This is a genomic window from Mucilaginibacter ginkgonis, from assembly GCF_009754905.2.
In the GTDB taxonomy this organism is placed as follows: Bacteria; Bacteroidota; Bacteroidia; order Sphingobacteriales; family Sphingobacteriaceae; genus Mucilaginibacter; species Mucilaginibacter ginkgonis.
The window spans coordinates 2,240,991-2,261,468 of record NZ_CP066775.1 but is presented as its reverse complement, the minus strand read 5'-3'; the positions used below and the strand labels follow the sequence as shown (position 1 = coordinate 2,261,468).

The window sequence follows — 20,478 nt, the reverse complement described above, 5'->3', positions numbered from 1 at the left end:
TTTACTTAGCTTTTAAGGTAATGGTTGATTTAATTTTGGACGGCGCGTCATTGGCGGACTGCATAAATAGCAACTTGTCTAATTTGCCGTCGCGCCATGTTTGCAGCATATCGTCATAATAGTAGCTGCCCGGGTTGCCCGATTGTCCGCCGGGATAAATGCCATAGCCTTCCACCTGCGGGCCAACCTGCACTACCATACGCCACGACGGGCCATGGTCATCGCCCAGGGCGTTAACGATATTGTGCCACCCGCCCGCTTTGAATATGCCCGATCCCATCCCCGGAATATTGCCCATGTGGTTCACGGCGGTTTCTTTAACCAGTCCCCACTGCCATTTGTCGCCCATTGGCCCAAACTTTTTATGAAGTTGACTTACGGCTTCGGCAAGCGCTTTGCGAACCATATCTGCGCAGTTTTCTTTTGCCGGCGTGTTCTTATCATCAAACCATTTAGAGTTGGGGTCTTTTAACACCAATTCCAATGTCTTTGTACGGCTTGGAGTAGCGTAGTTGGTTCCTTTTTTAGCAAACTCGTCGTTCCAGGTAAACTGATAAAAATACTTCCACCAGAAATTAAACACAGTTGCGCCCACCTCATCGGCATTATAACGCTTATTCCATTTGCTCACCAGGTTAAATGCTTTTAACTGATCGCCCTTTAGTTTTGAAGCATCCGTCATTGCAATAAACGTTGGCAAAATGTCCCTTGCCATAATGCTGTAATTATCGGTTTGCAGCATGCGCATACTATCTACAGTTACGTGGGTCATGCTATTGAGACGGGTGTTCAACCGCTCTGCACGTTCGTAATTGGTTTGCTGCCAGTTAATGTAGTAAGGATAACTTGCAGCGACCGAACTTTGGTTTGCCGACACAAGGTATCCTTGCGCCGGGTTCCTGGCTATCGGGTTTTGGTCTGCAGGGATATACCCGTGCCAGTCGTCGGCATCATCTGTGCCGTCTAATATGTATTTACCCTGATCGGGATATTTAAGCGGGAACCTGCCGTTAGGGCTTAAGGCGATGTCTTTATCAATACTTGCGAATACAAAGTTTTGCGCAGGTGCAGCGTAGTAAGTAAGCGCCTTGCGATAGTCGGCATAGTTTTTTGCGCGGTTAAGCAAAATGAAAGTTTTTAATTCGTTGCCGGCGTCGTGGCCTATCCAGCGCATTGCTGCACCAACAGGAACATCATTAGCCTGCTCAGGCCGTTGTTTAATGTTATCAAAAACTACCGGGCCGTGATGGGTATAGATAACCGTATCGTAGACCGTTTTTTGGCCGCGTACTTTTATTTCCTCTATTCTGCGTGTGGTTTTATTCCACCGGTTATTGTACCAGTATTCATTTTTAGAGGCGTCTTTAAATTTGATCTGGTACCAGTCGAGCACATCGGCATCAACATTGGTGAAGCCCCAGCTCACATTGTTGTTGTAGCCGATGATGACGTTTGGGGCACCGGGAATAGAGACCCCGTTCACATTTACTCCCGGTGCCGACAGCTGTATTCGGTACCAAATGGCGGGTAATGATAAATGCAAATGCGGGTCATTAGCCAGTATAGGGTAACCGTTTGCGGTTTTACTGCCCGCTACCACCCAATTGTTACTGCCAATACCATCCACTTTCTCGGGCGGTTTAATGTTGCTTTGCTGTGCGATAAAATGATGTGATGGTTTTGGGATAGCCACGGGTTTAAAATCCCATGGGGTAGCAGCGGGGATCACAGGGTTTTCGCGGAACTCATGATCGGGAAATAATTCTTTCATTACTTCGGCACCATAAGCCTCCAGCGTGTTGGTCATGGCGAAAGATTGTGAACCACCTGCCAGGTTTTGTGTCATTAGTTTAAGCAGAAATGCACAGTCTATTGGCTTCCACTCTTCGGGGGCATAATCCAGTAGTTTAAACTCGATAGGATAGTCGCGCGGGGTAAGGGTTCGAATGTAGCTGTTGATGCCTTCGGTGTACGCATTCACCACATCTGCTGTTTGCGGGTCTTTAGCCATCTCTGCAACAGTGCGTTCTGCCCCGTAAACCATGCCCGACCTTCGCTGATAGCGGTCCTTGTCCAATGCCTTAGGCCCGACAACCTCTGACAGGCGGCCCGACGCGCTGCGCGTTTGGATATCCAGTTGCCACAGCCTGTCGCGTGCGGTAACGTAACCTTGGGCGAGGTACAGGTCGTGGTTGTTTTGCGCAAAGATATGCGGTACCATGCGCTCATCATATTTGATCAATACGGGCTTTTTAAGCCCCGGTATGTTCAGATTTTCATTTGGCAGGATATGTTTACTCTCGGCATTGTACCAAAAGCCGTTGCAGGGGTTTAAGAACTTGCCAATAGGTGGCAGGCTGCCAAATTTGGTTTGCAATGCCCAGATCAAGATCAGCGTAAGGGCTACGGAAACAATAGCTTTAAAAAGTTTCATTAAGCGAGAAACCTATCTGATGTAAAAGGGTACAGGTTTGGTATAAATATACAGAAATGTAACGTCGGGGAAATTGGTGTAATAAGAAGTTTTTGTTGCGCGCAGAACTTTGATGTTAAAAACCTTTAAGGATGAGATCTTCAGTTTGGCAGTTTGGGTTATTAAAGTGTCATTCAGCAAAAATATTATCTGCGATGTTTTGCTGATTCCCGACACATTTTGCTGCGCGATCTGCTGCACCGTCAGTCTTGTAGCCAATAAAATTTTGGTTAACAACTTACGGTCTTTAAGCGTTATATATACAGTGTCGCGCTGAGGGAAAGGTGTGTGGACAATTTTTTTAACCTCAATATCTTTTTCTTTTAAATAATCAGTTGCTTTATCATTCAGTAACGTACCATCTACTTTGTAAATAGCAGGCAATCTGCCGTTTAAAGCGATCTCTGCCTTTTGACCGGTTTGCGCCTGTGAAGCCATCCAACAAAGTGATAGAAAGCAAATAAGTAACCCCTTCATGGCGCGACAACGTAAATTTTGAGGATCACCGCTTTTGGCAGCATTTTAGCATAGCTTGTTTTCGACGAATTAACCACCTCTGCCTTTTTAAAATATTGAATCGGGACGCCAACTTCGGCCGTATCGACTAAAAGTTTATCGTTCCAAATGAAAAGCACTTGCGATGATGAGTTGTAACCCGGGATATATTTTTTGGCGATATCGTCGGGTGATAGAAACCTGCTATTCCGCAATTTAATGAACGCAACGTGATCTTTTAACGTTATGGCAACGGTATCCCTAAACTGCCCTTTAGCAACTCGGACGGTCTCCAGGTTTTTTGGTTTAAGGTAATAAGGAAAGCCCCGTTTTATCGGCACCGAATCTATCACGTAAAGCACGCGCTGAGGATCAGGCTGGGCCTTAGCCGCATTAAAAGTGGCCGCGGACATAAAGAGCGCGCTGACAAGATTGATGACAACAGTATATTTTAGCGCTGACATTTCTTTCTCAATGTAATGCTATTTATCAAAGCTTTGCAAATAAAAAAGCCCGCTTGGGAGCGGGCTTAAAACATTTTTAAACAATACCTATTGCTGGGCGTGCTGTTGTATCAGCGAGCCCAACTTGCCTTCGTAGTTCTTTAGTTGTGAGTTGAACTTGTTGTACAGGGCCGTTTGATTATGCTCCTTGGTGAGATTAACCAGGGCGTTCAGCACAGACATGGTTAATTGTACGTCGCGCTGCTGGATGCCGTCACCGCCGTTGGCCATCAGGTTCGAGTTAAAGTTCAATACATCAACCAGGTAACCGTCTACCATATTAGCCCACTTGTTGCCAAGTTGCACATCGTTCACTTTGTAAGCATCCTCAATGAGGTAGTACTTCTGCGCAGCCTCATCAGGGTAGGGGTACAGGTCGGGCATTACCGCGTCGTACTTTTTAAGCACCTGCGCTGCTTGCGCTTGCTTGTTTTCTTTAAGCAAATTATCTGTCAGGGTTATAAACTGTTTAACAATAATGTGGTAGAACATGGTCAGCGACTCGTGGTCTAAATAACGGGCATTTTTCATGTTACCCCATTTAAACTTGGTCATCATGTTGGTGTACATCTTGTCGGTGTTTACACCGTTGCCATTGGCTGTAGTATCGGGCGTCATCGGTAACAGACGGTTAGCAAAACCCTCGTCATACAGGTAATTTTCCATACCCATCAGGTTCTCACTGCCTACAGTTATGGCAAAATAAATAGGGCGTTTCCAGTTGTTATGCGCCAGTATGTCTATCATGGCCAGGTTGTCCTTGGTCACATAGTTAGACGGATATTTCCAGGTCATGGCAGGCGCTATCTTAGCCCTATCGCTTTCCGGAACAACGCCCATTTTTACCAGGCTGTCGGCATTTGTAGTGATCTTGAAATCTTTGGTCGGCAGGTAATTCTCTGTGGTGCCGTCGCGGTATTCTACTTTAGCCTGCGGATTGTCAGAGGTCATAAAGTCGAACACGTCTTTTAACTCGGTTGCACCCTGTATGCCTTTATCGGCAAAGTATAGTACGTCCCGCACGCCTTGTTCAAATTTTTCGTTTGGCATGGCGATAGGCAACGGTGCTGAGTCGTTCATCTTCATTTTCATCTGGCGGATATACCAGTCGGTACCCAATAGACTTAGGTTAACTATACGGATATCCGGGCGGACACCCTCTACTTCCTGCGCATACCAAAGCGGGTAAGTATCGTTGTCGCCGTACGTGAACAGAATAGCATTTGGCGCGCACGAGTTCAGATAGTTGGCGGCCATGTCGCGCGGGGTGGTCTTGGTAGAGCGATCGTGGTCGTCCCATTCCTGGCTGGCCATTAATACCGGCGCTGCTACTAAACATCCTACGGTCGCGATCAACGCGCTGGTCTTTGCATCCAGTTTCCTGCTGATAAGGTCTGCAATGGCGATTACCCCCAAGCCTATCCATATCGCGAAGGCGTAGAAAGATCCGGCGTAAGCATAATCACGTTCACGTGGCTGACCAGGATCCTGGTTAAGGTAAAGCACAATGGCTAAACCGGTGAAAAAGAACAGGGCCAGTACCACACCGGCATCGCGTTGTTTGCGGCGGAAATGGTAGATCAAACCAAACAAACCAATGATCAATGGCAATGCGTACATGCGGTTGTAAGACTTACTATGTGTTACCGCGAACGGCATAGATTTGCTTGACTTAAAACCGGTCGTCCAGTTGCCGTCTGTGCCGTTAGTGTGGTCTTGTCCATCCATTTCGTTGGTACGGCCTGCAAAGTTCCACAAGAAATAGCGGGTATACATTTGGTAAACCTGCCAGCTCCAGAAAAATTTAAAGTTATCAACTCTATTTGGTACATCCTGCTGACCCATTTGTAACCACTCTCTGTAAAACTTGGGATCATTACCGGTTTGGCTGAATATCCGCGGGAAAATAACGTTACGGTCGTAATTGGTTGTAAACTTACGGCCCGACATTTCATATTGTTTTTCGCCGCGGCGGTACATTTTTGCACCTTCTGTTTGCGGGTTCAATGAGTCGGGGCGTGAGTCGAAGTACGGACCATACATCAATGGTGTTTCGCCGTACTGGTCGCGGTTTAGATAACTGTTAAGCGCGAAGGCATCTTCCGGGTCGCTGTTGTTAAGGTTAGTACCGGCCTTTGCGCGGATGATGATCATCACGAAAGAACTGTAACCCAGGATGATCACCAGGGTACAAATCAGCACTGTATTCAGTATAAAGCGCTTCTCGCGGATGTGGAACACATACTCCAGCAAAGCCATGATAGCCACGCCCGCAATAAAGCCAATAATGCCGGCACTAATCGTAAGCAGCACAACAAAGCAGATCGCCGAAGCAATGATGACCCCGTTAGACGGTTTGGTGGTATAGTAAATACCCAGGATGATGCCTGCCAACAACAATAGGTAAAACGTAATAGCACCTGTGCCAAAACCCATCCCGAGGCTGTTTACAAACAACAGGTCTGAATAGGCCGCGCCTTTAACTGTATATTGTATAATTCCCCAAAGTATGGCAGCCAGTACCAAAACACCTATCATGAACGCGCCAACGGTTCCCCACGGGGTAACGTTTTTAGAGCGTTTAAAGTAGATCACCAAAGCAATAGCCGGCATTACCAGTAAGTTAAGTAAGTGGATACCTATGGAAAGGCCCATAACGTAAGCTATAAAAATCAGCCACTTATCTGCGCCGGGCTCGTCGGCATGGGCTTCCCATTTTAATATAGCCCAAAAAACGATAGCGGTACATAAAGAAGATTCGGCGTAAACCTCAGATTCTACAGCAGAGAACCAGAAAGTGTCAGACCATGTGTAGGCCAACGCGCCAACAACGCCTGCACCTATAATGGCAATCATTTTGCCCGTAGTTAACTCCTCGCCGGCTTTAAGTACCAGCTTTTTAGCTAACGCGGTAATTGTCCAAAACAAGAACAAGATGGTTGCCCCACTGGCCAGTGCCGACGCCAGGTTGGTGAAGTAGGCAACCTTGGTACGATCGCCGAATGACAGCAATGAGAAAGCCTTGCCTATCATGGTAAACAGCGGCGCACCCGGTTGGTGGGCCACCTGTAAACGGTATATACAAGCGATAAACTCCCCGCAATCCCAGAAACTTGCAGAAGGCTCGAGCGTAAGTATGTAGGTTAGAGAGGCTATCAGAAAAACGATCCAGCCAAAAAGGTTATTGGTTTTAGTATAGTTCATGGTCACTAATAATACGGGTAACTTTATAAGTTAAGCTGACGAAATTAACAAAACTATACGATGTTTACCGGAAAGGGCGATATTCTTTAACATAATTTAACTAGCGCGACCTCACCCCAGCCCTCTCCAAGGAGAGGGCTTTTGAATTATCGTTACTTTTAGTTTGTACTGAACTTGTCGAAGTGATACTATCGCTAACGCGTGCATAAACGTTTACGAGAAAGTTGAGAGGTATCAAAGGTTTGCGTTAGGGATTGGAGTGGATACCGGCCTGTGCTCAAGGCCTGCAGGCGTATGAACGGAAAGCCCGACCCGAAGGGAAACGCCCGAATTAATACAATACAACACACCCCTAACCCCTCTCAGGAGGGGAATTAAATTCCTTCCTGAATCTCTCTTTTATTGAAAGGATTTAGATAAAGCTCTTACATCCTTTTTTTGCGGTGATAAATCTTTTTTCACATTCACTTTTGCAGTTTAAAAAATCGTCCTATATTTGCATTCCGTTTCGAAATCGAAAGAAATCGATGGGAGATTGCCTGATAGTATAATGGTAGTACGACGGTTTTTGGTACCGTTTGTCTAGGTTCGAATCCTGGTCGGGCAACAATTTAATTTCGGATTTTGGTTTTTCATCCGGCAACGTTCGGTTCAAAAATTAAAGTCCGATTTTTGTTTACCGCCGTCACATACAGACGGGTAAGGGGTGGACATCGACATTGAAACTTAGTCCCGGTAGCTATCGGGATCGAAATATAGAACGATGCCTTTACAGTTTAACCAGGTAAAGTTATTTGCAGGTTCGGGTAGTGTGGCGCTTGCCGCCAAAACTGCCGAGGCTTATGGCCGCGAACTTGGCGATGTGGTGCTGTCGCGGTTTAGCGATGGCGAGTTTCAGCCGCATTTTAACGAGTCTGTACGCGGGTGCGATGTATTTCTGATACAATCAACCCATCAGCCTACAGATAACCTGATGGAACTGCTAATGATGATAGATGCCGCGCGACGCGCATCTGCACACTATGTAACCGCGGTTATCCCGTATTTTGGGCTGGCCAGGCAAGACAGGAAAGACAAACCACGCGTAGCGATAGGGGCCAAACTGGTAGCCAACTTATTGGTTGCCGCCGGCATTAACCGCATTATGACGATGGACCTGCACGCCGCGCAGATACAGGGTTTTTTTGACATACCGGTAGATCACTTAGACGCTTCTGTAATATTTGTACCTTATATCAAGTCGCTTGGATTAGAGAATTTGACCATAGCGTCGCCAGATATGGGGGGCTCTTACAGGGCGCGCACTTTTGCCAAGTATTTTAATGCAGAGGTGGTGATCTGTGATAAACGCCGTAAGCGCGCGAATGAGATAGAGTCTATGACCTTGATTGGTGATGTAACCGGCCAGGACATTGTGCTTATTGATGACATTTGCGATACTGCAGGTACATTGGCCAAGGCAGCCGCGTTAATTATGGAGCGGGGCGCCAAAAGTGTGAGGGCGGTTTGTACGCACCCGGTATTATCTGGCAAGGCGTATGAGACAATACAAAACTCTATGCTGACAGAATTGATCGTTACAGATACAATCCCTTTGAAGCAGCAGAGCCCGAAGATCAAGGTGTTGTCAACTGCAGACCTTTTTGCAAAGGCTATTGCCAATGTAAATGAGCACGGGTCTATAAGCCAGTTGTTTAAGGTGGATTGAGGCCTCACCTAAATCCTCTTCAAAGGAGAGGACTTTAAAAGGCTTAAAAATTGAATTAATAATTCTTGCAACTCCCTCTCCTTTGGAGAGGGTTGGGGTGAGGCAAACAATTAAATAAATAAAAAATGAATTCAGTTGCTATTAGCGGTTCTCTAAGAGAGAACGTAGGGAAACGCGACGCAAAAGATTTGCGTTACAACAGCATGGTGCCTGCAGTATTATACGGCGGTGCTACTCAAACTCACTTTGCAGTTGCTGCTGCAGATCTTAAACCCGTTGTTTACACTCCGGAAGTTAACTTTATCGATTTGACCATCGATGGTAAAACTACAAAGGCTATCATCAAAGATATGCAGTTTCACCCGTTGACAGAGGCGATGATCCACATCGACTTCCTTGAGCTTAACGAAGACAAACCAGTTACTATCGAAATTCCTATCAAAGTAACCGGTACTTCTCCGGGTGTTAAAATGGGTGGTAAATTGGTGCAAAAACTGCGCAAACTGCGTGTTAAAGCTTTACCTAAAGACCACATCAACAACATTGAAGTAAGCATCGAAGGTTTAGAAGTTGGTAAATCTGTTCGTGTTGGTGACGTATCTGTACCAAACCTAACTATTACTAACGCTCAGGAAGATACCATCCTTTCTGTAACTACCTCACGTGCATTGCGCCAGGCAGAGCAGGAAGCTAAGAAATAATTGCTTTTGATTTCACCGATGAAGAGGTGATTTCACAGATGCGATTACTCAGATAACAGCGATAGAATTTTCTATCGCTGTTTTTTTATAATTTAGCCCGGCCTCTCCTTAAAGGGAGGTTAATGTAGGGTTCGTTATTTAGTCCCGATAGTATCGGGACCAACGAAGAATCTTTTTCAGCAAATAAGTTTAACCGAATGATAATAGTTGGGCGTTTCCCCGCTTCGCGGGTCGGGCTATCCACTACAAGCCCTCGTCGGCCGGCGGCCAACTGCGGGCTTTTCGTTGCTATCCCTAACGCGTTTTTTCTGATTTAAGGGACAAAGAAATATGTTTATTTAAACAATAAATTAAATTGTTATTTAAAACCGGGCGATGAATCTTAATCGATAACTTTAAATATTTTTGAAAAAAATAATGTGGTTCCACATTTAGGGGGTTAGGGGGTTATGAAATACTTAATAGTAGGTTTAGGGAATATCGGCCCGGAATATGCCGAAACTCGGCATAATATCGGCTTTATGATATTGGACGAATTGGCCAAACAGGAAGGCCTAAAGTTCTACAACATGAAGCTGGCCTGGTATACCGAGCTGAACTATAAAAGCCGTACGCTTTATCTTATTAAACCTACCACTTACATGAACTTAAGCGGTAAGGCGCTTAACCACTGGATGCAGCAACTGAAGATCCCAGCGCAAAATGTTCTGGTACTGGTAGACGATCTGGCCTTACCATTCGGCACACTTCGCCTAAAACCAAAAGGCAGCGCTGCCGGGCACAATGGCTTAAAGCATATAGAAGCAACTTTGGGGCACCAGGATTACGCCCGCCTGCGCTTTGGTATCAGCGATCATTTTCCTAAAGGCCGCCAGGTAGATTATGTATTAAGCGGTTTTGACCCCGAAGAACAATTGGAGCTTGCGCCACTTATTGATCGCTCTATTGAGATGATAAAAAGCTTCGCCACCATTGGCACAGAGCTTACTATGACCAGGTTTAACAAGTGAAGTGTTAAAATTAACTATTTTTTTAGTTAAATAATGTTAACGATGCTTTGTGGATAAAACTTAAGGTTTATCATTGTAACGCAACCAAACGCCAAGCGTCTTATCCACATGAAAAAACTTCTACTTTTTACAGCGGCTATCCTTTGCTGTGTCTTTACCAATGCCCAATCTCTGCAAACGATCAAGGGTACAGTTGTCGACTCGGCTAGAAACCAACCACTTGGATATGCCACTATTGCCCTGCAAACCGTGCAAGCCGGCAAGCCCGTTAAAAGTATGCTGAGTAAAGACAACGGAAGTTTTGAATTTACTGGTTTAGCCTTGAAAGGTTATAAACTCATCATTGCAACGGTTGGCTTCAAAAACAGAACAATCTTAATAGACAGCACCAAAACCAGCATAGACCTTGGGCAGATACAAATGGCTGTATCTACAAAAAGCCTCAACGAAGTTTCTGTAACTGCTTTAAAGCCCATTATGAAGCAGGAGGTAGACCGCATTAGTTATGATGTGCAGGCCGACCCCGAAAGTAAAGCCATAACCGCGCTGGACATGATGCGCAAAGTGCCTATGCTTTCTGTGGATGGCAACGAGAATATCAAACTTAAAGGCAGCGGCGCATACAAGATCCTGATCAACGGTAAAGAGTCGGCGTTGATGGCAAAAAATCCGTCAGATGTCTTAAAGGCTATGCCTGCTACTAACATTGAGAAAATAGAGGTAATCACTACGCCGCCTGCTAAATACGATGCAGAAGGCCTGGCGGGTATCATCAACATCATCACAAAGAAAAATGCCGACCAGGGTTACAACGGTACTATTAGCGGGCGCATGAATTCAATTTACGGCCCCGGGATTAATTTCAACGGAACAGTTAAACAAGGTAAATTCGGCGTTTCGGGATATTTGGGTTCCAACAGACAGTTTAAGCAAACCACTGCCAGCGGCGGTACCCAAAATTTTTTCGCCAACAACACCACCATTAACCAAAACGGTACCAATACTTTCGGCGGCGGATTTAACAATTATGGCGATGCCGAATTAAGCTATGAAATAGACTCATTAAACCTTTTGACCGCATCCTTTGAATATTATGGCGGTAATTTTAACCAGTCGTCCACACAATTATCTTCTCAGTTGACCGGCGCTAATGTTTTAACCCAGCAATTTTTTCTTGACAATAACGGCTCGGGACGTTATCAGGGATTGGATGCCGGCATCAACTACCAGTTGGGTTTTAAAAACAAGAAGGACAGGCTGCTTACCATCTCTTATAAATATGGAAACTCGCCATTTAAGCAAAGCAACAATATTTTACTTTCGCAGCAGATCAATTACAACCTGCCAAACTACACTCAATACAACGAGGCAGGGAATATATCACATACCTTCCAGTTAGACTACGCCAACCCTATAAAGAAAGGCAGTATAGAAGCGGGAGCTAAAGCGATACTGCGAAACAATTTTAGCGATTCGAAAAGCGATAACCAGGATCCCGTAACCGGTCAGTACATACCCAACCCGGTACAAACCAATTACTTTACTTACCATCAGAACGTTTACAGCGCTTACAGCTCTTACCAGTTAAAGATGACCAATTGGACAGCTAAAGCCGGTTTAAGGTTAGAGGAAACCCACGTTGATGCAAATTTTACCACCCTGGGTAGCGCGCTAGACCGTAATTATGCCAACCTTATCCCGTCTGTCTCGCTTCAGCGAAACTTGAAAAGCAGCAGCCTTACCGCCGGTTTTACCCAGCGTATACAAAGGCCGGGCATTTGGCAATTGAATCCATTTATAGACCGGTCTAACCCTAAGTTCATCAGCACCGGTAACCCTGATCTGCGCCCCGAATTAAATAACACCTTTGAGTTAACGTATAGCAATTTTAAAAAGGGATCTGTCAATGTAACTGCAAGCTATGCTTTTTCTAATAACGCTATACAAAACGTGTCGAGCAGCCAGGCAGGCATCATCAACGGCCAGCCGGATATTATTACGACCACGACTTATCAGAACTTAGGCAGTAACCGCAGCGCGGGCTTAAATTTTAGCACCAATCAGTCTATCGGCAAAAAGATCACCATAAACCTTAACGGACAATTGTCGCACGTTTGGTTAAGAGGTACTTACAACAGCGCGTTTTACACCAATGATGGTACAATAGGTAACGCGTTTTTAAACGCGGGTTATAAGTTCGCCAACAACTATCGCTTTGGTATTGATGCCGGTTACTTTAGCGGTGATGTTACGTTGCAGGGCCACTCTACGGCGTTTATCTACAATTCGTTCGTGCTTACCAAAGAGTTTATGGACAAGAAAGCTAGTATCTCTTTAGTCGCGAACAATCCCTACAGCAAATATTTCACTTTTAAGAATTACACCAATACTGTCGACTACACTCAGTATTCTTTCAACGAAAACCCTTACCGCACCTTCGCGTTACGCTTTAGCTACAAGTTTGGTAAGCTTAACGGCGATATTAAACGTAACCAGCATGGTATTAACAATGATGATACAAAGGGCGGTGGCAAAAGCAACGGAAATTGATACTTTTGCCGGATGAAGGTTTACGGTATTACCAATTGTAACACGGTTAAAAAAGCGCTCGACTGGTTAAAGGAACATAACATTGCTTACGAGTTCCAGGATTTTAAAAAGTTAGGCGTGAGTGCCGATAAGCTTGAAGAGTGGAACGCTAATGCCGGTTACGAAAAGTTTTTAAATAAGCAGGGTCTTACCTGGAAACAGCTACCTCCAGAAGAAAAAGAAAAAGTTACCGATTTTACTTCTGCTTCGGCTTTGCTGCAGCAAAAAACCAGTATGATTAAAAGGCCTGTGATTGAAGACGATGGCTTTCTTTACTTTGGTTTTAACGAAACCGATTATAAGCAACACTTTTTAAAGTAATGCCTGTTGTCCGTTTACACCAATTTATAAACGAGTACTGTTTAATGAAATTCTTTCGCTTTGCTGGCGCAATGCCGGCTTTTTTATTAGTTAGCCAGCTTCTTTTAGCCCAGCCGGGTACAGAGTTACCGCAATCAAAATTCGATCCGGTATCATTGTTTAATCCGCAGTTTTATACCTCTAACGGTAACGAGTACCGTGCCGCAAACGGCGAACCCGGCCCGCACTATTGGCAAAACCGCGCTGACTATAAGCTTACAGCAAACCTTAACGAACAGAAGAATGAGATAACCGGAACCGAAGTGCTTACCTATACCAACAACAGTCCGCAAAAAATGGACTTTTTATGGATGTACGTGGAGCAGAACTTATACAAACAGGGCTCGCGCGGGGCTGCATTGGAGAACTACCGCGGCAGCCGTAACCACGGCGGCGGACAGGTGTTTGATGCGGGTGACAAGATTACTTCGGTAAAGATCAATGGCCAGGCGGCTAAATATATGATTGACGATACCCGTATGCAGATATTATTGCCCACGTCTTTGGCGGCAAATGGGGGCAAGGTAAATGTAGAGATCGCCTGGTCATATATCGTTCCAAATTTCGGGTCGGACCGGACAGGTATTGAAGAAACAAAAAATGGTAAGATATTTACTATTGCGCAATGGTACCCGCGCATGTGCGTTTATGACGACCTTGCCGGTTGGAACACCATCCCTTACAACGGCCCAAGCGAATTTTACTTAGAATATGGCGATTTTGAAGTAAGTATAACAGCACCGGCTAATCATATCGTCTTTGCCTCCGGAGAATTACAGAACCCACAGGAAGTATATACTGCCGAACAGCAAAAGCGCTGGGCAGCCGCAGCAGCGAGTGATAAAACGGTGTTCATCCGCACCGCACGTGAGGTGACAGATCCCAGTTCGCGCCCACAGGGTAAGCCAACCTTGACCTGGCATTACAAAATCACTAACGCCCGCGACGCGGCGTGGGCTTCGTCGTCAGCATTTATTGTCGACGCTGCTAAAATGAACCTGCCAAATGGCAAAACCTCGTTAGCAGTATCGGCATATCCGGTTGAAGGGAAAGGCAACGATAGCTGGGGCAGGTCGACGGAATATGTAAAGAAATCTGTCGAGTATAATTCTGCTAAATGGTTCCCATACCCATATCCTGTGGCCGTTGCTGTAGCAGGCCGCGTTAGCGGCATGGAATATCCAGGGATTGTATTTTGCGCCACAAATACCCAGGGCAAAGAGCTTTGGGAGGTGAACGATCACGAGTTTGGCCACACCTGGTTCCCGATGATCGTTGGCTCTAACGAGCGGCTATATGGCTGGATGGACGAGGGCTTTAATACATTTATCAATGGCTTATCTACAGACGCCTTTAATAACGGCGAATATGCCACGCCGCCCATGAACTGGACGCGCAACGAGGCACTGCCAATGCTTAACCCCGGTTTGCAGCCTATTATGACCGCGCCCGATAACGTACCCGAATTTAATACCGCTGTTGTATTGTATTTTAAGCCTGCTGCCGCGCTTGATATATTGCGCAACCATGTGCTTGGGCCGGAACGTTTTGACCGGGCTTTCAAAACGTATATAGAAAGATGGGCATTTAAGCACCCGTCGCCGAATGACTTTTTCCGTACTATGGAAAACGTGGCCGGCGAAAACCTGGGTTGGTTCTGGCGGGAGTGGATCTTGAATAATTACCAGTTAGACGCGGGGGTTTCAAAAGTTGCTTACGTGAATGACGATCCTGCCGAAGGCGCGCTGATCACCATCAACAATTACGACCGTATGGCATTACCGGTAATACTGGAAGTGCGTACTAAAAGCGGTAAAAAGCAACGCATAAATCTGCCCGTAGAAACCTGGGCAACCGGCAGCCAATGGACAATAAAATACCCATCTACAGAAGAGATCATTTCTGTAACCTATGACCCCGACCATGTTTTGCCCGATTACAACACTGGCAACAACGTATGGCGTAAATAATTGGTGTAAAAACGGCGCTACGGTAAAACTATCGGTGTAAGTACAGGTTATAGCAATATCTACGCTATGACCATGAGAACTAAGATATTTGCCGTTGTGGCCGGTTGCTTTTTCGCCGGCACAACTTACGCACAAGACCGCTTAGAGGGTACCGTTACAGAGGCCGGCAGCAACGCCCGCCTTGCAGAGGTTTTTGTAAAAAACACCAGTAACAAGCGTCTCACACTTACAGACAAAAACGGGAAGTACATCATCCCGGCAGGTACCGGCAACATCTTGATCTTTTCTGCGCCGGGCTATGCGTCTGACACGCTGTTCCTTACAGATATGCGTAATAAATATATTTCGCTTACACCGCTAAGCATTGCCCTGCGCGAAGTAAACATTACAGCATCCAGGCGGTTTAACCCACGTGCCGAATACCCCGAAGTTTATACCCGGGCAAAGGTATATCCGCTTTCGCCAACATCATGGTTTAGTAAAGACGCACGCGATGCCCGCCGTCTAAAACATTACTTCGAACGCGACGCCCAGGAACGCACTATCGATTCCGCGTTTAACCGTGTTTATGTTGGCAGTTTGGTTCCTCTTAAAGGTAAAGACCTTGAAGATTTTATGACCATTTACCGCCCTACCTACGCTTTTGTACGCGATAATAATGGACAGAGTATGGTAACCTACGTAAACGACAGTTATAAAAGGTGGAAAGCCTTGCCGGCCTCTAAACGCAAGGTCCCCGACCTCCAATAAATATCTACCTAATTTTATGAAAGACATTGCAAAGCGCTTTGCACAAAACCCAATTCTAAGGCCTGCCGACTTAAAGCCAAGTGCCGGTGACATGCAGATCATCTGCTTGTTAAATCCCGGTGTATTTACCTTTAAAGGCAAAACATGGCTCATCGTCCGCGTGGCTGAAAATACTGCGGCAAAAGAAGGCTTTGTGCTGGTACCGGTAATTAACGATGCAGGACAAATAGAAATATTAGAGATACCGGATAACCACCCCGAACTGATCAGCACAGATGCAAGGGTGCTGCGTTATCAGGGGTTAGACTATCTGACCACGCTTTCTCATTTAAGGTTATTGTCGAGTGATGATGGCGTGCATTTCAAAGAAGATCCCGAATATCCGCCCTTGTTTGGCAGCGGGATGCTGGAAACTTTCGGCATCGAAGATTGCCGCGTTACACAAATAGGCGAAACTTATTACCTAACCTATACTGCTGTATCGGCAAACGGGGTAACGGTTGGTTTACGTACCACAACAGATTGGAAAACCTTTGATAAGAAAGGGGTGATCTTCCCGCCGCATAATAAGGATTGCGCCATTTTTGAAGAAAAGGTTAACGGTTTGTATTATGCCCTGCACCGCCCAAGCAGTGTAGACCTGGGCGGAAATTTTATATGGATAGCAGATTCGCCTGATGGTGTACACTGGGGTAACCACAAGTGCATTGTTAAAACCCGCGCCGGCCATTGGGACAGCGCAAGGGTAGGCGCGGGCGCGGCACCTATAAAAACAGAATACGGATGGCTGGAGATTTACCATGGTGCCACACCGGAGCATCAGTATTGTCTGGGCGCAGTGCTGTTAGACCTGAAGGATCCGTCAAAGGTTATTGCCCGCAGTAATGAACCGCTAATGATCCCAACCGAACAATATGAAACAAGCGGCTTTTTCGGCAACGTGGTGTTTACCAATGGCCATGTGGTAAACGGCGATGACATCACTTTATACTATGGCGCCGCCGATGAGTTTGTATGCGGGGCGCATTTTAGTATCAAAGAAATCGTAGTAACGCTATATGATCATCAGAGCGTTTGTTTGATTGGTTGAAAGTGGTACCTGAATGAATAAAATCCTCTTTCGAAGGTAAATGTGATATCAAAGCCTTCTTTGACAGGTACACCATTTGCTGTTGCCGGCACTAAAAGAGGTAAATGGTATAATTGCCTGATAAAGCCGTTCGCTATTTCCTGATTAAAGGCATTGTTACAGGTCAGTTTTGTTAATTGCCCGCGTTCTGATATTTCACCACTTATTACGAACTGGTTGTCATAAGACTTTATATCAACAGTTTTTAAGTACGGCTCTATGGCACTTTTTATAGCCTCGTTAAAATCTTCGGCCCCGTTTCTGTATTGTGCATGTACTATTTTTTTAAAGCCTGTTCCGTTACACGCGGTCGTCGATATCTGAAATTTCTCTGCTTTTAGATAGGGTAGCATAGATTCTGAAATTAATACAATCCGGGATCCATCTGTGTAATCGCCTGCAGGGGACGACCCTTTTTGAAAGACGCCATTTTTGTAGCTCTCTGTAACTAAGCTGGTTTCCGTTACATCGGCAGTGCGATAGGCATGCCATGTACCATCGGGCAGGCCATTGTTGAGTTTGCCTTTCCATGTAATGTAATCCATCTCATTGGAGTACACGCCTTTACCGTTGTCCACAGTTTTCTTACCCCTGGCGTCCCAATAATTATTAATCTTTATCTTGCCTTCAACAGCATCAAAGTCCATTTTAGGCTTATCATTTTCGTAAAACAGTGTCCAATTACCGTCGAATTGGTTATTCTTAAAATATCCTTTTGATTGAAGGGATCCATTATCATACCGCGATAGAAACAAACCGGTTTTTAATCCCTCGTCTGTATATGTACCTTCAGACAGCACCGCAGTAGGCTTGTTTTTATTTAGATCCTTAAAAGCACCTTTAAATTTTCGTTCGCGTAAATTTGCGTGCGCGTAACGCACAATATCTGCACAGCTATCTTCAATAAGTTCATAATTACTGTTAAGCGAAAGGTTAATGCTGTCGCGGCCTATTGTTCTGTATCTCACCATCCGGTGAGCTGTCGGGGGTTCAGTTTGTGCCAATACCGCGGTGCAAGACGCGGTAAGTAAAATGGTAAATAGTTTTTTCATGTAATAAGGGTGGTTATAACCTGGTATAAGTTTACGCACTATCTCGTAAAAAGTTATACATATTCCTAAAAATATATTCCAGCATCTAAGATCACCCTAAATAAAAAAGCCTCTGAAGTTCATCATGAGGCTTTTTAAAAAAAAAGAAATACAAGCTATTATTTTTTATGACTGTACTTAGCGGTACGCGCGTCATTAATAACGCCTTTCCAATTCATACCGTATGCAAAGTCATAGACGTGACCTTGCGCATCGCGGTAGCATTTCATATCAAGCGGTACATCTTCTGCCTGGTTTTCAACCGTATGCATATCTGCAGGCATTTGCAGCGGCAACAAGCCTGATGGTTCTGCTTTGCCGGTTATGATGTCAAGCACTGCCTGGTCTTGTACACCAAATTGCACTAACAACGCATTGGCATTGCCTTCAAACTCGCCAAAAACTGTTGGGTTGTTCATCATCACAGATACGATCACCGGTTTGCCCTTCATTTTGGCATAAGTGTCTGTAACCATATTTAAGTCGGATGTATTGATGGCTGTCGATGTTTTGCCTTTGTAGCTGCGGTTGGTAAAAGTTTCCAATGGATCTCCGCCGGCAATGCTGGTCGCGCGGGCATCAGTCGCGGTGTAAGGTTTGTACTGCAAGCTGATAGGCAAGTAACCATTACCGCCTTTTTTAACATCATCTGCACTGTAGCCGCCTTGCGACGCAGGGCTGTTAATAAATACTAGGGCATAGTCTGCTTTAGCCGGATCGTCTGTTACTCTAAAGTATTTTTTTACGAGGTTGATATTTACAGGGTAGTCGGTTTTTTCCGGTATTGGCATACCTAGAAAGTTGCGCCCGGCAGGTGTATATTGTTTAGGCACGTAAACCGTTTTCATGGTTTTTAAAGGCAACACATTGGCTTTATTCTTCAACATCACTATCGACTTTAGCTGCGCATCGTAACCGGCTTTCATAAATTCGGGCTTGCCCACAACTGTCTGCGTTTCTGCAGGGTTCAGGTAAGGGTTTTCAAATAAGCCAACCCTGAATATATTACGCAATAAACGCACCGCGGATTGTTCAAACCGCTTGCATGTAGCAGCTTCGCCATTGTCTTTTACGCCCATTTGATAAGCTGCCAATACAGGCGCCGCGTCGCTGTTTCCGCCAAACTGGTCTACGCCCGCCATTAATGCCTTATAGTGACGGTCTGCCACAGTCAGTTTCTCTACACCCCATGATTTACCCGACAGGAACTGATCTATTGAAGTTTCATCGCCGGTAACCAGCCAATCGGTACAAACAACGCCGTCATAACCATACTTATCACGCAGTAGGTCTTTAATAATGTATTTGTTGTAGTTATTGCCAACGTTTTCGCCATATTTAGTATCCTGGCCGTATGAAATAGTGTAGTATGGCATCACGGCGGAGGCTGAACTTGTTTTACCATTCAGTTTAAAGGCACCATCCAAAAAAGGTTTCATGTTGCCGTTTAGATTATTGCCCGGATAAACAGCATACTTGCCAAACCCGTAGTGCGCGTCGCGGCCGCCTTCGCCGCTCCCGCCACTTGGCCAATGTTTTACCATGGCGTTCACACTATTATAACCCCATCCGCCAAAGATCTCTTTATCACCTGCTGAGGTCTGGAAACCATCGATATAAGCGCGCCCCATATCCGTCGCCAGTTGCGGGTCTTCGCCAAACGTGCCGCTTACGCGCGACCAACGAGGTTCGCTGGCGATGTCAACTTGTGGCGACAGCGCCGTGGCGATACCCAAAGCGCGGTATTCTGTCGCGGCAATGTGCCCGAAGGTTTCCGTAACAGCCGGATCGAAGGTTGCTGCCATGCCTAAAGAACCGGGCCACATGGATATACGGCCGCCCGCACCCGCGTTATATTCGGCCGATGCTACAATGCCGTGCCTTGGGTCAGAACTGTTATTGGCCGGTATGCCCAATCCCAAGCCTTCTGTCAAGGCTTGCGTGTTGTTATTCCAGGTGGCTGCTATCGCAGGCGACTCGACCGAAGTTACCAGTACGTGGCGCACATTATCTTTTGTCAGGAATGCGATCTGCTGATCTGTAAGGTCGGATGGTTTTGCACCGCTTTCCGCATAACCTTTGCCTTTATAAGTTCCCGCGAATGGCCCGCCCGGCGGATTAGGTATGGGCTGATGGCGGCTGTATAGCATCAGCCCTGCAATTTGCTCAATGCTCATCTGCGATGCCAGGTCTTTCGCGCGCTCGTCAACAGGCAGGCGCCAGTCTTCATATTTATCCAGTTTGCCGTTCTTATTTAAGTCTTTAAAGGCAAAGCCATCAATAATGAGCAACTTAACGCCTGACGATGCCGAATACCCCAGCGTTTGCCCGCCATTATTGGTTACCAAAATGTATTGCCCGGCATCACGGCTGGTATATTTTTGCTGCGCATTGGCACTTAAGGTAGCCGCGACAAATGAAGCGATCGCGAAAGCGGTAGATCTTAATTTCATAATTTACTTTAGGTTTATTGTGTCAGGATAACACTTTATAAA

General features: G+C 45.7%; 14 protein-coding genes and 1 tRNA gene. 9 read left to right on the top strand and 6 right to left on the bottom strand.

The window, feature by feature from the left end:
* Nucleotide 1 precedes the first annotated feature (1 nt).
* The 4 genes from GO620_RS10605 to GO620_RS10590 all read right to left on the bottom strand — a co-directional run bounded on the left by GO620_RS10605 (nt 2) and on the right by GO620_RS10590 (nt 6,675).
* Entirely contained in the window at nt 2-2,434 is a 2,433-nt protein-coding gene (locus GO620_RS10605; RefSeq protein WP_157525303.1) for a penicillin acylase family protein, read from the bottom strand.
* A gap of 12 nt (nt 2,435-2,446) precedes the next feature.
* Nucleotides 2,447-2,911 (bottom strand): hypothetical protein, encoded by a 465-nt coding sequence (locus GO620_RS10600; protein WP_157525302.1) that lies wholly within the window; start codon nt 2,909-2,911, stop codon nt 2,447-2,449.
* 35 nt (nt 2,912-2,946) lie between these two features.
* Nucleotides 2,947-3,432: a hypothetical protein gene (locus GO620_RS10595; protein ID WP_157525301.1), complete on the bottom strand. Its 486-nt coding sequence runs from the start codon at nt 3,430-3,432 to the stop codon at nt 2,947-2,949.
* Nucleotides 3,433-3,519: 87 nt separating this feature from the next.
* A complete protein-coding gene (locus GO620_RS10590) occupies nt 3,520-6,675 on the bottom strand; it encodes a glycosyltransferase family 117 protein (protein WP_157525300.1) in 3,156 nt (1,051 codons plus the stop codon).
* 536 nt (nt 6,676-7,211) lie between these two features.
* Between GO620_RS10590 and GO620_RS10585 the strand changes: the two genes are divergently transcribed.
* The 9 genes from GO620_RS10585 to GO620_RS10545 all read left to right on the top strand — a co-directional run bounded on the left by GO620_RS10585 (nt 7,212) and on the right by GO620_RS10545 (nt 16,853).
* Nucleotides 7,212-7,282, top strand: a tRNA-Gln gene (locus GO620_RS10585).
* Nucleotides 7,283-7,438: 156 nt separating this feature from the next.
* The gene (locus GO620_RS10580) at nt 7,439-8,383 is read left to right on the top strand and encodes a ribose-phosphate pyrophosphokinase (protein ID WP_157525298.1); all 945 of its coding nucleotides are present in this window, start codon (nt 7,439-7,441) and stop codon (nt 8,381-8,383) included.
* A gap of 125 nt (nt 8,384-8,508) precedes the next feature.
* A complete protein-coding gene (locus GO620_RS10575; protein ID WP_157525296.1) occupies nt 8,509-9,084 on the top strand; it encodes a 50S ribosomal protein L25/general stress protein Ctc in 576 nt (191 codons plus the stop codon).
* A 449-nt stretch (nt 9,085-9,533) separates the two neighbouring features.
* Entirely contained in the window at nt 9,534-10,094 is a 561-nt protein-coding gene (gene pth / locus GO620_RS10570) for an aminoacyl-tRNA hydrolase (protein ID WP_157525294.1), read from the top strand.
* A gap of 108 nt (nt 10,095-10,202) precedes the next feature.
* Nucleotides 10,203-12,644 carry an outer membrane beta-barrel family protein gene (locus GO620_RS10565; RefSeq protein ID WP_157525292.1) on the top strand — a complete coding sequence of 814 codons (2,442 nt, stop codon included), beginning with the start codon at nt 10,203-10,205 and terminating at the stop codon, nt 12,642-12,644.
* A 12-nt stretch (nt 12,645-12,656) separates the two neighbouring features.
* Nucleotides 12,657-13,004 carry a Spx/MgsR family RNA polymerase-binding regulatory protein gene (locus GO620_RS10560; protein ID WP_157525290.1) on the top strand — a complete coding sequence of 116 codons (348 nt, stop codon included), beginning with the start codon at nt 12,657-12,659 and terminating at the stop codon, nt 13,002-13,004.
* Nucleotides 13,005-13,048: 44 nt separating this feature from the next.
* Nucleotides 13,049-15,013, top strand: a complete 1,965-nt coding sequence (locus GO620_RS10555; RefSeq protein WP_157525288.1) for a M1 family metallopeptidase — start codon at nt 13,049-13,051, stop codon at nt 15,011-15,013.
* Between the two features lie 72 nt (nt 15,014-15,085).
* Nucleotides 15,086-15,763, top strand: coding sequence for a peptidase associated/transthyretin-like domain-containing protein (locus GO620_RS10550; RefSeq protein WP_157525286.1), 678 nt, complete (start codon nt 15,086-15,088; stop codon nt 15,761-15,763).
* 16 nt (nt 15,764-15,779) lie between these two features.
* Nucleotides 15,780-16,853 (top strand): glycoside hydrolase family 130 protein, encoded by a 1,074-nt coding sequence (locus GO620_RS10545; protein WP_157525284.1) that lies wholly within the window; start codon nt 15,780-15,782, stop codon nt 16,851-16,853.
* Here the strand turns inward: GO620_RS10545 and GO620_RS10540 are convergent.
* Nucleotides 16,829-17,944 (bottom strand): toxin-antitoxin system YwqK family antitoxin, encoded by a 1,116-nt coding sequence (locus GO620_RS10540; RefSeq protein WP_157525282.1) that lies wholly within the window; start codon nt 17,942-17,944, stop codon nt 16,829-16,831. The genes GO620_RS10545 and GO620_RS10540 overlap by 25 nt on opposite strands.
* Nucleotides 17,945-18,102: 158 nt before the next feature.
* The gene (locus GO620_RS10535) at nt 18,103-20,436 is read right to left on the bottom strand and encodes a glycoside hydrolase family 3 protein (protein WP_157525281.1); all 2,334 of its coding nucleotides are present in this window, start codon (nt 20,434-20,436) and stop codon (nt 18,103-18,105) included.
* Between the last annotated feature and the right edge of the window lie 42 nt (nt 20,437-20,478).